The 17,048-nt window shown below is 73.6% G+C and carries 15 protein-coding genes; 11 read left to right on the top strand and 4 right to left on the bottom strand.

Features of this window, described 5'->3' with window-relative positions; all coding sequences use genetic code 11:
* Window positions 1-13 precede the first annotated feature (13 nt).
* From hrcA to ACFY30_RS15205, 4 genes are all read left to right on the top strand, one after another.
* The gene (gene hrcA, locus ACFY30_RS15220; protein ID WP_390845654.1) at window positions 14-1,030 is read left to right on the top strand and encodes a heat-inducible transcriptional repressor HrcA; all 1,017 of its coding nucleotides are present in this window, start codon (window positions 14-16) and stop codon (window positions 1,028-1,030) included.
* Entirely contained in the window at window positions 1,031-2,164 is a 1,134-nt protein-coding gene (gene dnaJ / locus ACFY30_RS15215) for a molecular chaperone DnaJ (protein WP_390655359.1), read from the top strand. It abuts the gene before it with no gap.
* A gap of 156 nt (window positions 2,165-2,320) precedes the next feature.
* Window positions 2,321-3,454 carry a nitronate monooxygenase gene (locus ACFY30_RS15210; RefSeq protein WP_390845653.1) on the top strand — a complete coding sequence of 378 codons (1,134 nt, stop codon included), beginning with the start codon at window positions 2,321-2,323 and terminating at the stop codon, window positions 3,452-3,454.
* The gene (locus tag ACFY30_RS15205; RefSeq protein WP_390845652.1) at window positions 3,451-4,194 is read left to right on the top strand and encodes a 16S rRNA (uracil(1498)-N(3))-methyltransferase; all 744 of its coding nucleotides are present in this window, start codon (window positions 3,451-3,453) and stop codon (window positions 4,192-4,194) included. Before ACFY30_RS15210 ends, ACFY30_RS15205 begins: the two co-directional genes overlap by 4 nt.
* A gap of 162 nt (window positions 4,195-4,356) precedes the next feature.
* Here ACFY30_RS15205 and ACFY30_RS15200 read toward each other — a convergent pair whose 3' ends face one another.
* Window positions 4,357-4,692 (bottom strand): hypothetical protein, encoded by a 336-nt coding sequence (locus ACFY30_RS15200; RefSeq protein ID WP_390845651.1) that lies wholly within the window; start codon window positions 4,690-4,692, stop codon window positions 4,357-4,359.
* Window positions 4,693-4,760: 68 nt separating this feature from the next.
* On the opposite strand from ACFY30_RS15200, the gene ACFY30_RS15195 reads away from it, so the two are divergent.
* The 5 genes from ACFY30_RS15195 to ACFY30_RS15175 all read left to right on the top strand — a co-directional run bounded on the left by ACFY30_RS15195 (window position 4,761) and on the right by ACFY30_RS15175 (window position 10,903).
* Window positions 4,761-5,234, top strand: coding sequence for a hypothetical protein (locus ACFY30_RS15195; protein ID WP_390845649.1), 474 nt, complete (start codon window positions 4,761-4,763; stop codon window positions 5,232-5,234).
* Between the two features lie 45 nt (window positions 5,235-5,279).
* On the top strand, window positions 5,280-8,480 hold the full coding sequence (locus ACFY30_RS15190; RefSeq protein WP_390845648.1) for a S41 family peptidase: 3,201 nt from the start codon (window positions 5,280-5,282) through the stop codon (window positions 8,478-8,480).
* Window positions 8,481-8,621: 141 nt separating this feature from the next.
* On the top strand, window positions 8,622-8,975 hold the full coding sequence (locus tag ACFY30_RS15185; RefSeq protein WP_390845647.1) for a histidine triad nucleotide-binding protein: 354 nt from the start codon (window positions 8,622-8,624) through the stop codon (window positions 8,973-8,975).
* Window positions 8,976-8,981: 6 nt separating this feature from the next.
* A complete protein-coding gene (locus tag ACFY30_RS15180) occupies window positions 8,982-9,887 on the top strand; it encodes a ribonuclease Z (protein WP_390845646.1) in 906 nt (301 codons plus the stop codon).
* A 20-nt stretch (window positions 9,888-9,907) separates the two neighbouring features.
* Window positions 9,908-10,903 carry an adenosine deaminase gene (locus ACFY30_RS15175; RefSeq protein WP_390845645.1) on the top strand — a complete coding sequence of 332 codons (996 nt, stop codon included), beginning with the start codon at window positions 9,908-9,910 and terminating at the stop codon, window positions 10,901-10,903.
* Here ACFY30_RS15175 and ACFY30_RS15170 read toward each other — a convergent pair.
* The 3 genes from ACFY30_RS15170 to ACFY30_RS15160 form a co-directional block, all read right to left on the bottom strand.
* The gene (locus tag ACFY30_RS15170) at window positions 10,885-12,027 is read right to left on the bottom strand and encodes a nitrous oxide reductase family maturation protein NosD (RefSeq protein WP_390845643.1); all 1,143 of its coding nucleotides are present in this window, start codon (window positions 12,025-12,027) and stop codon (window positions 10,885-10,887) included. The genes ACFY30_RS15175 and ACFY30_RS15170 overlap by 19 nt on opposite strands.
* 260 nt (window positions 12,028-12,287) lie before the next feature.
* Window positions 12,288-13,574 carry an MFS transporter gene (locus tag ACFY30_RS15165; RefSeq protein ID WP_390845642.1) on the bottom strand — a complete coding sequence of 429 codons (1,287 nt, stop codon included), beginning with the start codon at window positions 13,572-13,574 and terminating at the stop codon, window positions 12,288-12,290.
* A gap of 179 nt (window positions 13,575-13,753) precedes the next feature.
* A complete protein-coding gene (locus ACFY30_RS15160; protein ID WP_390845641.1) occupies window positions 13,754-14,557 on the bottom strand; it encodes an IclR family transcriptional regulator in 804 nt (267 codons plus the stop codon).
* Window positions 14,558-14,656: 99 nt separating this feature from the next.
* Between ACFY30_RS15160 and ACFY30_RS15155 the strand changes: the two genes are divergently transcribed.
* Window positions 14,657-15,604, top strand: a complete 948-nt coding sequence (locus ACFY30_RS15155; RefSeq protein WP_390845640.1) for a 5-dehydro-4-deoxyglucarate dehydratase — start codon at window positions 14,657-14,659, stop codon at window positions 15,602-15,604.
* Complete coding sequence (locus tag ACFY30_RS15150; protein WP_390845639.1) at window positions 15,601-16,890, top strand: glucarate dehydratase family protein; 1,290 nt, start codon at window positions 15,601-15,603, stop codon at window positions 16,888-16,890. The genes ACFY30_RS15155 and ACFY30_RS15150 overlap by 4 nt, the downstream gene beginning before the upstream one ends.
* Window positions 16,891-17,048: the final 158 nt, after the last annotated feature.

Here is a 17,048-nt window from a genome sequence, read left to right as displayed (position 1 = left end):
GAGGTGTGCGCGGATGCTGAGTGAACGCAGGCTGCAGGTACTGCGCGCCATCGTCCAGGACTATGTCGGCACCGAGGAGCCCGTGGGCTCGAAGGCGCTCACGGAGCGGCACAACCTCGGCGTGTCCCCGGCGACGGTCCGCAACGACATGGCCGCCCTGGAGGACGAGGGGTACATCGCCCAGCCGCACACCAGCGCCGGGCGCATCCCCACCGACAAGGGCTACCGGCTGTTCGTCGACAAGCTGGCCGGCGTCAAGCCGATGACCGCGCCCGAGCGGCGCGCCATCCAGAACTTCCTCGACGGCGCCGTCGACCTCGACGACGTGGTCGCGCGGACGGTGCGGCTGCTCGCCCAGCTCACGCGGCAGGTCGCCGTCGTGCAGTACCCGTCGCTGACCCGGTCCACCGTGCGGCACGTGGAACTGCTGTCGCTCGCCCCGGCCCGGCTGATGCTCGTGCTGATCACGGACACCGGCCGCGTCGAGCAGCGGATGGTGGACTGCCCGGCGCCCTTCGGGGAGGCCTCGCTGGCGGATCTACGCGCGCGGCTCAACAGCCGGGTCGCGGGCCGCCGGTTCACGGACGTGCCGCGTCTGGTCGAGGACCTGCCGGACGCCTTCGAGGCCGAGGACCGCGGCACGGTCTCGACGGTGCTCTCCACGCTGCTGGAGACGCTCGTCGAGGAGAACGAGGAGCGGCTGATGATCGGCGGCACCGCCAATCTCACCCGCTTCGGACATGACTTTCCCCTCACCATCCGGCCCGTCCTGGAGGCCCTTGAGGAGCACGTGGTGCTCCTCAAGCTCCTGGGCGAGGCGGGGGATTCGGGCATGACCGTACGCATCGGTCACGAGAACGCCTACGAGGGACTCAACTCCACTTCCGTGGTGTCGGTCGGCTACGGTTCGGGCGGCGAGGCAGTCGCCAAGCTCGGCGTGGTCGGACCGACCCGCATGGATTACCCGGGAACGATGGGAGCGGTACGCGCAGTGGCACGGTACGTCGGACAGATCCTGGCGGAGTCGTAAGTGGCCACGGACTACTACGCCGTTCTCGGCGTGCGCCGCGACGCGTCGCAGGAAGAGATCAAGAAGGCCTTCCGCCGGCTCGCCCGCGAGCTGCACCCGGACGTCAACCCGGATCCGAAGACCCAGGAGCGGTTCAAGGAGATCAACGCCGCCTACGAGGTGCTGTCGGACCCGCAGAAGAAGCAGGTCTACGACCTCGGCGGCGACCCCCTCTCGCAGGCGGGCGGCGGCGCGGGCGGCTTCGGGGCGGGTGGCTTCGGCAACTTCTCCGACATCATGGACGCGTTCTTCGGCACGGCGTCCCAGCGCGGCCCGCGCTCGCGCACCCGGCGCGGCCAGGACGCGATGATCCGGCTGGAGGTGGACCTCGAGGAGGCCGCCTTCGGCACGACCAAGGACATCCAGGTCGACACGGCGGTCGTCTGCGGCACCTGCAGCGGTGAGGGCGCCGCCCCCGGCACCACGGCCCAGACGTGCGACATGTGCCGCGGCCGCGGCGAGGTCTCCCAGGTGACCCGGTCCTTCCTCGGCCAGGTCATGACCTCGCGGCCCTGCCCGCAGTGCCAGGGCTTCGGCACCGTCGTCCCGACCCCGTGCCCGGAGTGCGCGGGCGACGGCCGTATCCGCTCCCGGCGGACGCTCACGGTCAAGATCCCGGCCGGTGTCGACAACGGCACCCGCATCCAGCTCGCGGGCGAGGGCGAGGTCGGCCCCGGCGGCGGTCCCGCCGGTGACCTGTACGTCGAGATCCACGAGCTGCCGCACGCGATGTTCCAGCGGCGCGGCGACGACCTGCACTGCACGGTGACGCTCCCGATGACCGCGGCGGCCCTCGGCACCAAGGTGCCGCTGGAGACGCTGGACGGCCTGGAGGAGGTCGACATCCGGCCCGGCACCCAGTCCGGCCAGTCGATCCCGCTGCACGGCCGGGGCGTCACCCATCTGCGGGGCGGCGGCCGCGGCGACCTCATCGTCCACGTCGAGGTCCAGACGCCGACCAAGCTCGACCCCGAGCAGGAACGGCTGCTGCGCGAGCTGGCCAAGCTCCGCGGCGAGGAGCGGCCGCAGGGCCAGTTCCAGCCGGGCCAGCAGGGTCTGTTCTCGCGGCTGAAGGACGCGTTCAACGGCCGCTGACGGGCTGCCGGGGGCTGCCGCGCCGCCGCCCCCGGACCCCCGCCGAGGCCCTGGACGGGCCTCGGCCCGGACCGCAGCACCGGCTGGTCCCGTCACACCCTCGCCGGAGGGACGGCCGGATTCGGACTTGTTCGGAGGACGTGACAACATGCCGTCATGTCCTCCGCGCTGACCGATCTCTTCCCCCATCCGATCGTGCAGGCCCCCATGGCGGGCGGCGTCTCCGTGCCCCAGCTCGCCGCCGCCGTGTCCGAGGCCGGCGGGCTCGGGTTCCTCGCCGCCGGGTACAAGACGGCCGACGGCATGTACCAGGAGATCAAGCAGCTCCGGGGGCTCACCGGCCGCCCCTTCGGCGTGAACCTCTTCATGCCGCAGCCCGAACAACCCGGTGCGGTCGACGGCTCCACCGCAACGGCCGGCGCCGCGCCTCTCGACGCCGGCGCCGTGCAGGTCTACGCCGAGCAGCTCGCCGGCGAGTCCACCTGGTACGACACCGAGCTGGGCGACCCGGACAGCGGCCGCGACGACGGCTACGACGCCAAGATCGCCGTACTGCTGGACAACCCGGTGCCGGTGGCGTCCTTCCACTTCGGCGTCCCCAGCGCCGACACGCTGGAGTCGCTGCGCCGCGCGGGCACGTTCACCCTGGTCACCGTGACCTCCGTAGAGGAGGCCGGGGCCGTCGAGCAGGCCGGGGCGGACGCCGTGATCGTGCAGGGCATGGAGGCCGGCGGGCACCAGGGCACCCACAAGGACATCCCCGAGAACGACGGCTCCGGCATCGGGCTGCTCTCCCTGATCGCCCAGGTCCGCGAGGCCGTGAGCCTGCCGATCGTCGCCGCCGGCGGCATCATGCGCGGCAGCCAGATCGCCGCCGTCCTCGCGGCCGGCGCGAGCGCGGCCCAGCTGGGCACCGCCTTCCTCGCCACCCCCGAGTCGGGCGCGCACGCCGTGCACAAGGAGGCGCTGACCAACCCCCTCTTCGTGCGCACCGAACTGACCCGCGCCTTCTCCGGCCGCCCCGCCCGCGGCCTGGTCAACCGCTTCCTGCGCGAGCACGGCCCCTACGCCCCCGCCGCCTACCCCGAGGTCCACCACCTCACCTCGCCGCTGCGCAAGGCCGCCGCCAAGGCGGGCGACGCGCAGGGCATGGCGCTGTGGGCGGGCCAGGGGCACCGGATGGCCCGGGAGCTTCCCGCCGGGCGGCTGGTGGAGGTCCTGGTGTCCGAACTCGAGGCGGCACGGGCGGCGTTGGTGCGGCGTCCGGCCGGTGAGCGGGGCCTCTCGTGACCGCGCCGGTGTTCGTCGTCGACGAGCTGACCCGCGGCGGCGCGTTCGTGCTGGAAGGGCCCGAGGGACGGCACGCCGTCTCCGTGAAGCGGCTGCGGGCCGGGGAGGCGGTCGTCCTCACCGACGGGGCAGGGCACTGGGCGGAGGGCGAGGTGCTCGCCGCCGAGGGCAGGGACCGGCTGGTCGTGAGCCTGAAGGACGTCGTCGAGGAGCCCGTCGAGTCGCCCCGCGTCACCGTCGTCCAGGCGCTGCCGAAGGGGGACCGGGGCGAGCTGGCCGTCGAGACGATGACCGAGACCGGCGTCGACGCGATCGTCCCGTGGGCCGCCTCCCGCTGCATCACACAGTGGAAGGGCGAGCGGGGGCTGAAGGCGCTCGCGAAGTGGCGGGCCACCGCCCGTGAGGCCGGCAAGCAGTCCCGCCGGGTCCGCTTCCCCCTGGTCGCCGACGCGGCGACCACCAAGCAGGTGGCGGACATGCTGGCGCGGGCCGACTTCGCCGCCGTACTGCACGAGGACCGTGACTACGGCAGCGAGCCGCTGGCCACCGCCCAACTCCCCGCCGAGGGCGAGATCGTGCTCGTCGTCGGCCCCGAAGGGGGCGTCTCCCCGGACGAGTTGGCGCTCTTCGAACAGGCGGGTGCCAGGGCGTACCGGCTGGGCCGCAGCGTGCTGCGCACCTCGACCGCCGGAACGGCCGCCACAGCCCTGATCCTCGGCCGCACGGGCCGCTGGTCCTGATCCCGGGCGGGGCGGGGCCGCTGGGCGTGATCGTCGGCCGGGCGTGTCGCTGGTTCTGGTCCCGGGCGGGACGGGGCCGCTGGGCGTGGTCCTTGGCCGGACGCGCCGCTGTTCCTGATCCCAGGCCGGAGGGGTCGCTGCTTCTGGCCGGCGCCGGGGTGTTCAGTCGTGGGCCACTGCCGGGAACAGTTCCCAGCCGTCCAAGTCCTCCGTCGAGGGCAGCAGTCCGCGTCGGGCCGCCTCGTCGACGAGGGCGCGTACGACGGCGGGCCGGTGGAGGTTGAGGTGGTGGTGGCGGTCGCCCACACCGCCGGTGTGGGTGTACGCGCCGTCGCCGGCGTAGTGGCCGTCCCCGGTCCGGAAGACGATCCGGGTGCGGACCCCGTCGCGCAGGAGGGTGAGGATCTCCCGGCAGGGCTCGTGCCGGTGACGGACCCTCCACAGATACGTGGTGGCGTCGTCCACGACGAGACTTCTCAGACGGCGTCGGTCGCGCATGGGTTCAGCGTAGATCGTGGCCGCATACGGGCTGTCGCGCCGTCTGCGTGAGTGGCAGGCTGCCCTCCATGGGAGCCTTGAGGCGGATGCGGCTTCTCCTGGTCGTGCCGGTGGCCGTGGGCGGCGCCGTGGCCTGCGAGCCGGGCGGCGGGGTGAGCAGTGCCTCCGTGGCCTACACGACCGACCAGGCCGCAACGGCGGAGATCGAGCGGCGGGACGTCGACGTGCGCTGGCTGACCTGCACCGGCGGCACCGAGGACCGTCTCGTCTCCGTCGAGTGCCAGGGGGAGACCGGCGACGGACGGGACGTCGGCGTCGACGGCAAGGTCGTCCGCGCGGTCGACGGCAAGTGCGTGCGGGGTGACCTGCGGGCGGTCGTCGGCAAGAAGGAGGTGTTCCGGGTCAGCGGGCTCGGGGACTGCGGATCCGTGACCCCCTCGCCGGTCGGGCCGTCCGGCTCGGCGCGGCCCGGCGGGCAGCCGACCGTCACGGTCACCGTGACCGTCACCCGGACCGTGCAGGGCAGTGGCGGACAGAAGTGATCGAAACCCCTGACCTGCGGCGCCGTCCTTGCATAGAGTGACCTGGTGACACAGTCCGCGACGCCTGCCGCATACTTCCGACACCCGCACCTGCACGGCGAGTTGGTGGCCTTCGCCGCCGAGGACGACGTGTGGCTCGCGCCCCTCGGCGGAGGGCGCGCCTGGCGGGTCAGCGCCGACAACGTACCGGTCTCCTCGCCCCGTATCTCGCCCGACGGCACCACCGTCGCCTGGGCCTCCACCCGCGACGGCGCCCCCGAGGTGCACATCGCCCCGGTCGACGGCGGACCGGCCACCCGCCTGACGTACTGGGGGAGTTGGCAGACCCGGGTGCGCGGCTGGACCCCGCAGGGCCAGGTCCTCGCCGTCAGCACCCACGACCAGGCGACCCTGCGCCGCAGCTGGGCCCGGGCCGTCCCCGTCGACGGCGGACCGGCCACCACACTGCCGTACGGCCCGGTCGGCGCCGTGGCCCACGGCCCGCACACGGTGCTGCTGTCCGCGCCGATGGGCCGCGAGGCCGCCTACTGGAAGCGCTACCGGGGCGGCACGGCGGGCAAGCTGTGGATCGACCGGGACGGCACCGGCGACTTCGTCCGGCTGCACACCGAGCTGGACGGGAACATCGAGTACCCGGTGTGGGCCGGGGACAGGATCGCGTTCCTCTCCGACCACGAGGGCACCGGCGCGCTGTACTCGTCCCTCGCCGACGGGTCCGACCTGCGGCGGCACACCCCGCTGGACGGTTTCTACGCCCGGCACGCCACCGGCGACGGCACCCGGATCGTGTACATGTCGGCGGGGGAGCTGTGGCTGCTCGACGACCTCGACGGTGCCGAGCCACGCCGCCTCGACGTCCGCCTCGGCGGGCAGCGCACCGACCGCCGCCCGTACCCGGTGACCCCCTCGCGCTGGCTGGGCGGGGCCGCGCCGGACCACACCGCGCGCGGCAGCGCCGTCGAGGTGCGCGGGGCCGTGCACTGGGTGACCCACCGCTCCGGGCCCGCGCGGGCGCTCGCCGCCGAGCCGGGGGTGCGGGCCCGGCTGCCGCGCACCTTCCGCACGGAGGGCGAGGAGTGGGTGGTGTGGGTGACGGACGCCGAGGGCGAGGACGCCCTGGAGTTCGCCCCGGCCACCGGGCCCGTCGCGGGCGCCGCCCCGCGCCGGCTCGCGGCCGGACGGCTCGGGCGGGTCCTGGAACTCGCCATGGCGCCCGACGGCAGCCGGGCCGCCGTCGCCTCGCACGACGGGCGGCTGCTGCTCGTAGAACGGGAGAGCGGCGAGGTCCGCGAGGTCGACCGCAGCGCCGACGGAGACGTCGGCGACCTGGTCTTCTCGCCCGACTCGGCGTGGCTCGCCTGGTCGCACCCCGGCCCGCGCCCGCTCGCCCAGCTCAAGCTCGCCAACGTCACCGATCTGTCGGTCACCGAGGCGACCCCGCTGCGCTTCCGCGACTACGCGCCCGCCTTCACCCTCGACGGCAAGCACCTGGCGTTCCTGTCCACGCGCGCCTTCGACCCGGTCTACGACGAGCACGTCTTCGACCTCTCCTTCCCGGCCGGCGCCCGCCCGCACCTGATCACGCTGGCCGCGACGACGCCGTCGCCGTTCGGCCCGCAGCGGCACGGCCGTCCCTTCGACGCGCCCGACAAGGACGAGACGCCCGACAGCGAGGGCACCCCGGCCACCCGGATCGACCTCGAGGGCCTCGCCGACCGGATAGTGCCCTTCCCGGTCGAGGCCGGCCGCTACTCCGGCCTCGCGGCGGCCAAGGACGGCGTGCTGTGGCTGCGCCACCCCGTGCGCGGCGTCCTCGGCACCTCCCGCGCCACCCCCGACGACCCCGATCCGAACACCGAGCTGGAGCGCTACGACCTCGTCCAGCAGCGCATCGAGCACCTCGCCGCCGACGCCGACGGCTACGAGGTCAGCGGCGACGGCAAGCGGCTGCTGCTGCGGACCGACGGCAAGCTCAAGGTCGTACCCAGCGACCGGCGCGCCTCCGGCGACGAGGACAGCGACAGCAACATCACGGTCGACCTCGGCCGGATCCGGCAGCTGGTCGACCCGGCCGCCGAGTGGCGGCAGATGTACGACGAGACCGGCCGCATCATGCGGGACAACTTCTGGCGGGCGGACCTGGGAGGAGTGGACTGGGACGGCGTCCTGGACCGCTACCGGCCGCTGCTGGAGAAGGTCGCCACCCACGACGACCTGGTCGACGTGCTCTGGGAGGTGCACGGCGAGCTGGGCACCTCACACGCCTACGTCTCGCCCCGCGGCGGCTTCGGCCGGGGCGCCCGCCAGGGGCTGCTCGGCGCCGACATCTCCCGGCACGAGGACGGCAGCTGGCGCATCGACCGGGTGCTGCCCTCGGAGACCTCCGACCCCGACGCCCGCTCGCCGCTCGCCGCACCCGGCGTCGCGGTGCGGGCCGGGGACGCGATCGTCGCCGTGTCGGGGCATCCGGTGGACCCGGTGACGGGCCCCGGCCCGCTGCTCGTCGGCACGGCGGGCAAGGTGGTGGAACTGACCGTCTCGCCCTCCGGCGGGGGCGAGCCGCGGCACGCGGTCGTGGTCCCCGTCGCCGACGAGGAGGCGCTGCGCTACCACGCGTGGGTCGCGGACCGGCGGGCGTATGTGCACGAGGTCTCGGGGGGCCGGCTCGGCTACCTCCACGTGCCGGACATGCAGGCGCCCGGCTGGGCCCAGATCCACCGCGACCTGCGGGTGGAGGTGGCCCGTGAGGGGCTGGTCGTGGACGTCCGGGAGAACCGGGGCGGACACACCTCGCAACTGGTCGTGGAGAAGCTGGCGCGGCGGATCGTCGGCTGGGACGTGCCGCGCGGGATGCGGCCGTTCAGCTATCCGGAGGACGCGCCCCGGGGGCCCGTGGTCGCCGTCGCCAACGAGTTCTCCGGGTCCGACGGGGACATCGTCAACGCGGCGATCAAGGCCCTCGGGATCGGACCGGTGGTCGGCACCCGCACCTGGGGCGGCACGATCGGCATCGACAGCCGCTACCACCTGGTCGACGGCACCCTCGTCACCCAGCCCAAGTACGCGATCTGGCTGGAGGGTTACGGGTGGGGCGTGGAGAACCACGGCGTCGACCCGGACGTCGAGGTGGTCTGCGCCCCGCAGGACCACGCGGCCGGCCGGGACGTCCAGCTGGACGAGGCGGTGCGGCTGGCGTTGGCCGCGCTGGAGTCGACGCCGGCCAGAACGCCCCCCGCGCTGCCGTGACCGTCCAGGGGGCTCCCCGCCCCCTGGACCCCCGGCCTGTGCCCCTCCACCACGCGGCTCGGTCGGCAAAGAGGTGGCCGTCGTCCAGCCACCGCTCGCTACGATGCCCCGTAAGAGATCACCCGCCGCAAAGGAGACCTCATGGCCGGGGAACCGCAGGACGACTGCCTGTTCTGCAAGATCGTCGAAGGGCACATCCCGGCGACGATCATCCGGGAGACGGAGACGACCGTGGCGTTCCGGGACATCAACCCGCAGGCCCCCACGCACGTCCTGGTGATCCCGAAGGCGCACTACAAGGACGCCGCCGTCCTGGCCGCCGAGGCGCCGCAGCTCGCCGCCGACGTGCTGCGCGAGACGCAGGCCGTCGCCGACGAGGACAAGCTGGAGAGCTACCGCATCGTCTTCAACACCGGCACCGGCGCCGGCCAGACCGTCTGGCACGCCCACGCGCACGTCATCGGCGGCCGTGGCCTGCAGTGGCCCCCCGGGTGACCTGCCATGTCCGTACGTGAACTGGTCGTCCTCGGCACCGCCAGCCAGGTCCCGACCCGGCACCGCAACCACAACGGCTATCTGCTCCGCTGGGACGGCGAGGGCATCCTCTTCGATCCCGGCGAGGGCACCCAGCGCCAGATGCTGCGGGCCGGTGTCGCGGCCCACGACATCCACCGGATCTGCGTCACGCACTTCCACGGCGACCACTCGCTCGGCCTCGCCGGGGTCGTCCAGCGCATCAATCTCGACCAGGTCCGGCACGAGGTCACCGTCCACTACCCGCAGTCGGGGCAGCGCTTCTTCGACCGCCTCCGCTACGCGACCGCCTACCGGGAGACGGTGGAGCTGACCGAGGCACCGGTGAGCGCCGACGGGGCCGTCGGCAGCCTGGGCTCCTGCACGCTGGAGGCCCGCAGGCTCTCCCACCCCGTGGAGTCCTACGGCTACCGGCTGATCGAACCCGACGGCCGCCGGATGCTCCCCGACCGCCTCGCCGCGCACGGCATCAAGGGTCCGGACGTGGGCCTTCTCCAGCGCGAGGGTTTCGTCCGCGGTGTCTCGCTCGACGACGTGAGCGAGATCCGGCGCGGGCAGCGGTTCGCGTTCGTCATGGACACCCGGATGTGCGAGGGCGTGCACGCGCTCGCGGAGGGCGCCGACATGCTCGTCATCGAGTCGACCTTCCTCGACGAGGACGAGCGACTCGCCGTCGAGCACGGCCATCTGACCGCCGGTCAGGCCGCCCGCGCCGCCCGGGACGCCGGCGTACGGCATCTCGTGCTCACCCACTTCAGCCAGCGCTACTCGGAGCCGGACGACTTCGAGCGCCAGGCGAGGGCGGCGGGCTTCGACGGCGAGCTGACCGTGGCCCACGATCTGCTCCGGGTGCCGCTGCCGAAACGACGGTAAAGCGGACGTACGATGCTTTGATGTCCCTCCCGAAAGCCGAACTGCACCTGCACATCGAAGGCACCCTGGAGCCGGAGCTGGCCTTCGAGCTGGCCGCCCGCAACGGGGTCGCGCTGCCGTACGCCGACACCGACGAACTCCGCAGGGCGTACCGGTTCGAGGATCTGCAGTCCTTCCTGAACCTGTACTACGAACTCATGGCCGTCCTGCGCACCGAGCGGGACTTCGAGGATCTGGCGCGCGCCTACCTCGCCCGCGCCGCCGCACAGGGCGTGCGGCACGCGGAGATCTTCTTCGACCCGCAGGCCCATCTGGCCCGCGGCGTCGGCATGGGCACGGTCGTGGAGGGGCTGTGGCGGGCGCTCGGGACCAGTGAGGCCGACCACGGGATCTCGACCCGGCTGATCCTCTGCTTCCTGCGCGACGAATCCGCCGAGTCGGCCCTCGAGACGCTGGAGGCGGCCAAGCCCCACTTCGACCGGATCACCGGCATCGGGCTCGACTCCGCCGAGGTGGGGCACCCGCCGGTGAAGTTCCGCGAGGTGTACGAAGCCGCCGCCGCGCTGGGGCTGCGCCGCGTGGCGCACGCGGGGGAGGAGGGGCCGCCGGAGTACATCACCGAGGCCCTCGACGTCCTCGGCGTCGAGCGCGTCGACCACGGGCTGCGCTGCATGGAGGACCCGGCGCTCGTCGAGCGGCTGGTGCGGGAGCGGATCCCGCTCACCCTGTGCCCGCTGTCCAACGTGCGGCTGCGCACGGTCGACACCCTCGCCGACCACCCGCTGCCCGCGATGCTCGACGCCGGGCTCGTCTGCACGGTCAACTCCGACGACCCGGCCTACTTCGGCGGCTACGCGGGCGACAACTTCGACGCCGTACGGCAGACCCTGGGCCTGAGCGAGGAACGGCTGCGCGAGCTGGCCCGCAACTCCTTCACCGCCTCCTTCCTGGAGGACGACGAGGAGCGGCGGGCGCGGTGTCTCGCCGAGGTGGACGCCTACACGTTTCCTTCGTAGGGAGCGGTCCGCTCCGCCTGGCGCCTGGTCTTCACCGTGGCGGTGTGGCCACAGCAGGTGAACGTGCGGATCCGGGGCCCCGAGGTCTTGGTGATCTTCACATGGTGCAGCCGGGCGGTGGTGTCGACGGACGACGCGATGACCGCGACACCGCCGGTCCCGCCCCGGACGACGTCCTTGGCCGCGGTGAACGAACCGTCCTGGAGGGCCATCCCGAAGTAGGTGTTGCCGGTCATGCGGTTGCGGCTGATCCTCGCGGTGTCCACCGCGTAGATGCCCAGCTGGTTCCCGGTGAGGCGGTTCCCGGTGATGACCGTCCCCGGGGCGCCCGCCAGGATGCCGGCGTGCTGGACGTCCTCGAAGAAGTCGGTGCCGCAGCCCGGGTCCGGCTCGCGGCAGGCGTTGTCACGGACGACGTTGTGCTCGATCCGGCCGGTCGCCTCGATGAACTCGATCCCGTCCGTCGACAGCTTCTTCTGTCCGACGACGACATTGCGGACCAGGGTGGCGCGGGAGCGCGCGTTGAGGACGACGATGCCGGCGCCCTGGTAGTCCGTGATGCGGGAGTCGGTGATGGTCGCCGATCCGGTGCCCTCCGGAAGGCCGCCGACGAGGACCGCGGTGGCGCTGCGGAAGCACGGTGCGAGGGGGGTGTCCTTGATGTGGGTCACCTTCGCCCGGCCGAGGTCCAGGTGGGCCCCGCCCATGACCCGGATGCCCGCTCCCAGCGCGCCCTTGTCGCAGGTGCCGGAACCCGGCCCGCTCACCGTGAGACGGGAGATCCGCACCGATGCCGCGTCGTCGAGGGTGACGATCGCGGTGCGGCCGTCGGGTCCCTTCACCAGCTTCCTCGGGGCGCGGATCGTGGTCTTCCCGGCTCCCGCCCCGGTGAGGGTGAGCTTCTTGCCGATCGTCACCTGCTCCCGGTAGACGCCGGGGCGGACGGTGACGCGGTCTCCCGGGCGCGCGGCGTCGACCGCGGACTGGATGGTCGGGAAGGCCCTGGTGGGGACGACCAGGGCGCGCGGTTTCGGCTTCGGCGTGGCGGACGCCGGTGCCAGGGCGCCGATCGCCACCAGGGGCACGGCCCCCAGCAGCAGGCCCACGATGCGTGCAGACCGCATGATGCTCCTTCGGGCAGCCGGATCCGGGCGGTGGGATCCGGACGGTCGGATTCGACCGACATCATCGGCAGCGCGCCGAGGGCACAGGCCCGGAAAACCCCGGCGGGGGCACTCATTGCAGTAGCGGACTCACCTCAACGGCCCACCGGCGCGGGGCGTGCGGCCGGGGCCGGGACACCGCACGGTCGCGGGCGGGCCCGGCCCTCCCGCTCGCGGCGACGGGCCGGTCTCTCCGCCGGCGGGCGGGGCTGTGGGGGGACTCAGCTCCCGGAGCCCGGGGACGTGCCCGCCTGCCGGGGGCCGGCCGTGTCGTAGGCGTCCGGTGCGGGTCTGGCCGGGGTGTCCAGCTCGATGAGCTCGACGACCGGCTGCTCCGATGCGCCGCCCCGGCGCCGCACGGCGCCCGTGGACAGTGGCCGTCCGCCCGTGTGCAGGGCCACGGCGGTCATCGGTACGGCGACGACGAGCAGTCCCGCCCCGAGCACCAGCCCCATCGCGGGGAACCCGGCCTGTGCCGACAGCACGCTCCCGGTCAGCGGCCCGGCGGCGGTGCCCAGTGAGCCCGCGGAGCCGACGAGCACCGCCCAGCGGCCGCGCGGGTCGAGCGAGGCGGCCAGCCCGATGAGGTACGACAGGACGACGGGGTAGAGCACGTTCCAGGCGATCTCACCGGTCGCGAAGCTCACCGGACCGGTCGCGCGGGCGCTCACGACGACGCAGCCCGCGATGAGGACGGTCCCGGCACCGATGGGCACCGCCCGTCCGAGGCGCGGTCCCAGGAATCCCGCGCCGAGCACACCCATGAGGCCGGCGCCCAGCGCCACCGCGAAGACGGCGCCGACCGCCGCCTCGCCCAGGTGGGCCTGCGTCAGGCCGATCCGGCCGCTGACTCCCCACAGGGAGTTCTGCACCAGCGACCAGCAGGGCATGGCGGCGGCCAGGACGAGCCCGGAGCGCAGATGGGGCAGACGGGCGCGTTCCGCGCGGCGGGCCGTCGGCGCGGGGGCCGTCCGTGCGGGCAGCCGGCCGGTCAGCGGCCACACGGCGGCCGCGGTGAGCGCGATGGCGGCGAGCGGCTGCCCGTGTCCGGGCCCGAGCCGCGGCACCGTCAGATAGACGACGGCGGCGAGCGCGGAGACCGCGAGCAGGCCCAGCGTGGAGGCACGGTGCGGATCGGGCTGGGCGGCGATCCGGGTCGCGGCGACCGTCGTGGCCGTACCGGAGCCGAAGCCGCCGAGGACGGCGCCCGCGACCACGGCCGGGACGTCACCGGCGAGGGCGGCCCCGCCGTAGCCGAGCACGGCCAGCGCGAGTCCGGCGCGGGCCAGGGTCCGGGCGCCGATCCGTTCCACCCTCGAGGCCAGCAGGAATCCCGCCGACGCCGAACTCAGCAGCAGCGCGCTGCCGACGGCACCCGCCTCGGTGGCGGTCAGGGGAAGTCCCGACTCCAGCCGGCCGACGACGGTCGGCAGCAGGTAGGGAGCGAGGTATCCGGCCGTGAAAAGGGCGAGCAGGGGCCAGGGCGTGGGGGTGCGGCGGGCGAACACGGGCGTTCCAGGGCATGCGGAAAGAAGAGGCTCAAAAAAGGGGGGTGGGGCGCAGGCCGTCGACGGACAGGAACGCGCGGGCAATTTGTATCAAGCGCGGGGAGGGAGAAGAAGCGCGGGGTGCGTGATGTGGATCACTTTGCGTTTGGGGTGGGGGTGCGCGGGTAAAAGGGCGCCTTTCAGCGCCAGTTCACGGCTCCCGCCGAGCCGTTCCCCGTCCCCGGCGCGGTCGCCGCCGCCTCGATCTTCGCCCGGATCTCCCGCATCACCACGACGATCCGTTCCTCGTGCTCCGCCGTCAGCCGGGCCACCGGCACCGAGCAGCTGATCGCGTCCTGCGCGGGACGGTCGTAGCGCAGGGCGAAGCCGAAACCGGCGATACCGGTGACGCCCTCCTCCCGGTCCACCGAGTAGCCGCGCGCCCGGACCCCGGCCAGGTCGGCCAGCAGCGACTCCCGGCTCGTGTGCGACCTCGGCGTCAGCGCCTCGTAGGGGCCCTCGGGCAGCTCGGCGTCCGGGCGTTCGGCCAGCAGGGCCTTGCCGAGCGCGCCCACGTGCGCGGGCAGCCGGCGGCCGACCCGGCTGATCGTGCGCAGGTATGCGTGCGACTCCCGCGTCGCCAGATAGGCCACGTCCCGCCCGTCCAGCCGCCCCAGGTGGATGGTCTCGCCCAGCGCCTCCGACGCCTCGTCGAGATACGGGCGGACCAGACGGACGCGCGGGTCGGAGTCCAGGTAGCCGGTTCCGGCCAGCAGGGCGTGGATGCCGATGCCGTAGAGGGAGCCGGTGACGTCCGTGCGCACCCAGCCCCGGCCGATCAGGGTCTGCAGCAGCGCGTACATCGAGCTGCGCGGCACGCCCAGCGCGTCCGCCAGCTCACGCAGCCGCGCCGGACGGTCCCCGCGGGCGGCGAGGAGTTCCAGCAGCTCGACCGTGCGGGCGGCCGACTTCACCTCGCGGACGCCGCCTGTCTCCTCTGGCATGGCCCGATCGTAAGCGCAGGCGGCGACGGGCCCCATTGACGGGCGGCGTTCGCATATCTAACCTCCATTTTCATACATGGATGTCGTCTACATGGGGAGATGGCCAGGGTGAGCCTCGAAACGGACACGGCACGTCGCCTGCGCGACGGCATGGCGCGGGGCGTGCTGTCGTTCCCGCTGACGAGCTTCCGCGCGGACGGCTCGCTCGCCCCCGACGGCTTCCGCGCCCACGTCGCCGCCCAGCTCGCCACCGCGCCCGGCGCCGTCTTCCCCGCGTGCGGCACCGGCGAGTTCTTCTCCCTCGACGAGGACGAGTACCGGCAGGTCGTCACCCTCGCCGTCGAGGAGGCGGCCGGCCGGATCCCCGTCGTCGCCGGCACCGGCTACGGCTGGGCGCAGGCCGTCCGCTTCGCCCGGATCGCCGAGGAGGCGGGCGCCGACGCCCTCCTCGTCCTGCCGCACTACCTCGTCGCCGCCCCGCAGGACGGCCTCGTCGCCCAGCTGGAGCAGATCGCCGCCCGCACCCGGCTCCCGCTCATCGCCTACCAGCGCGGCCAGGTCGCCTTCACGGCCGCCTCGCTGCGGCGCATCGCCGCCCTGCCCACCGTCATCGGCCTCAAGGACGGCCACAGCGACCTCGACCGCCTCCAGCGCCTCACCCTCGCCGCCCCCGAGGGCTTCCTCTTCTTCAACGGCGCCGCCACCGCCGAGATCCAGGCCCGCGCCTACGCCACCGTCGGCGTGCCCGCCTACTCCTCCGCCGTCCACGCCTTCGCCCCCGAGATCGCGAACGCCTTCTTCGCGGCGCTGCGGGACGGCGACGGCGGCACGGTCGACAAACTGCTGCGCGCGTTCTACGTCCCGCTCGTCGAACTGCGGGACCGGGTGCCGGGGTACGCCGTGTCCCTCGTGAAGGCGGCGGCCCGGCTGCGCGGCCGGCCGGTCGGACCCGTGCGCGCCCCGCTCACCGACCCCTCGGCCGCCGACCTCGCCGCCCTTCGGACCCTGCTGACCACCGGACTCGACCTCGTGGGAGCCGCGCTGTGAACCTCACCATCACCGACGTACGGCTGACGCCGATCCTGGTCGCCGACCCGCCGCTGCTCAACACCCAGGGCGTGCACCAGCCGTACACCCCCCGGCTGATCGTGGAGGTCGAGACCGCGGACGGGGTCACCGGCGTCGGCGAGACGTACGGCGACACCAAGTACCTGGAACTGGCACGCCCGTTCGCCGAGAAACTGCCCGGCCGTCAGGTCACCGGTCTGAACGGGCTGTCCGCCGTCGCCGACGAGGTGGCCGTCGACGGCTCCCGGATCTCCGGCCAGGTCGACGTGGGCGGGCTGCGCGGGGTCCAGACCGCCGACAAACTGCGACTGTCCGTCGTCTCCGCCTTCGAGGTCGCCTGCCTCGACGCCCTCGGCAAGGCGCTCGGCCTGCCCGTGCACGCGCTGCTCGGCGGCAAGGTGCGGGACACGGTCGAGTACAGCGCCTACCTCTTCTACAAGTGGGCCGGCCACCCCGAGGGCGTGGCCTGCGAGAAGGACGACTGGGGCGCCGCCCTCGACCCCGCCGGGATCGTCGGGCAGGCCCGCCGGTTCAAGGAGCGGTACGGCTTCACCTCCTTCAAGCTCAAGGGCGGCGTCTTCCCGCCCGACGAGGAGATCGCCGCCGTACGGGCGCTGGCGGAGGCCTTCCCCGGGCACCCGCTGCGGCTCGACCCCAACGGCGCGTGGAGCGTGGCGACCTCGCTGCGGGTGGCGCGGGAGCTCGGGGACGTCCTCGAGTACCTGGAGGACCCGGCGCTCGGCACCCCCGCCATGGCCGAGGTCGCGGCGGGCACCGACGTGCCGCTCGCCACCAACATGTGCGTCACGACGTTCGCCGAGATCGAGGAGGCGTTCACCCGGAACGCCGTACAGGTGGTCCTCTCCGACCACCACTACTGGGGCGGGCTGCGCAACACCCAGCAACTCGCCGCCGTCTGCCGGACGTTCGGCGTCGGGGTGTCCATGCACTCCAACACCCATCTCGGCATCTCGCTGGCCGCCATGACCCATGTCGCGTCGACCGTCCCCGGCCTCCACCACGCCTGCGACTCCCACTACCCCTGGCAGTCGGAGGACGTCCTGACCGAGCGCCTGACCTTCGACGGCGGCGGGGTCACCGTCTCCGACGCGCCGGGCCTCGGCGTCGCACTCGACCGCGAGAAGCTGGGTCTCCTGCACCGTCGGTGGCTCGACGACGACGGTGCGCTGCGCGAGCGGGACGACGCGGCGGCGATGCGCGTCGCCGACCCCGCCTGGGTCACCCCGGCCGTCCCCCGCTGGTAGCGCTCCCGCCGCCGCGTCCCCGCGGCGTCCCAGGGGCCCGCGCCGGATGCCGGCCCGGCGCGGGCCCGCGGCGCGTCCTTCCGTTTCCGGCGTGACGGGCGGCACGGTGTCGGCCCCGTGGTGCAGACTGGCCAGATCCGCACCACGTCAGGGAGCGC

The sequence above is a fragment of the Streptomyces sp. NPDC000345 genome, from assembly GCF_042898825.1.
Taxonomy (GTDB): domain Bacteria; phylum Actinomycetota; class Actinomycetes; order Streptomycetales; family Streptomycetaceae; genus Streptomyces.
Note: the sequence above shows the minus strand (reverse complement) of the source record. Positions and strands in the feature narration are given on the sequence as shown.

Bases quoted from the DNA above. Each gene is read 5' to 3' on its own strand.
- ACFY30_RS15170 (WP_390845643.1), bottom strand. From the start codon at position 12,027: ATGCGGTCTGCACGCATCGTGGGCCTGCTGCTGGGGGCCGTGCCCCTG.
- ACFY30_RS15160 (WP_390845641.1), bottom strand. From the start codon at position 14,557: ATGCCAGAGGAGACAGGCGGCGTCCGCGAGGTGAAGTCGGCCGCCCGC.
- ACFY30_RS15175 (WP_390845645.1), top strand. From the start codon at position 9,908: ATGTCCCTCCCGAAAGCCGAACTGCACCTGCACATCGAAGGCACCCTG.
- ACFY30_RS15180 (WP_390845646.1), top strand. From the start codon at position 8,982: ATGTCCGTACGTGAACTGGTCGTCCTCGGCACCGCCAGCCAGGTCCCG.
- hrcA (WP_390845654.1), top strand. From the start codon at position 14: ATGCTGAGTGAACGCAGGCTGCAGGTACTGCGCGCCATCGTCCAGGAC.
- ACFY30_RS15155 (WP_390845640.1), top strand. From the start codon at position 14,657: ATGGCCAGGGTGAGCCTCGAAACGGACACGGCACGTCGCCTGCGCGAC.
- ACFY30_RS15185 (WP_390845647.1), top strand. From the start codon at position 8,622: ATGGCCGGGGAACCGCAGGACGACTGCCTGTTCTGCAAGATCGTCGAA.
- ACFY30_RS15200 (WP_390845651.1), bottom strand. From the start codon at position 4,692: ATGCGCGACCGACGCCGTCTGAGAAGTCTCGTCGTGGACGACGCCACC.
- ACFY30_RS15195 (WP_390845649.1), top strand. From the start codon at position 4,761: ATGGGAGCCTTGAGGCGGATGCGGCTTCTCCTGGTCGTGCCGGTGGCC.
- ACFY30_RS15210 (WP_390845653.1), top strand. From the start codon at position 2,321: ATGTCCTCCGCGCTGACCGATCTCTTCCCCCATCCGATCGTGCAGGCC.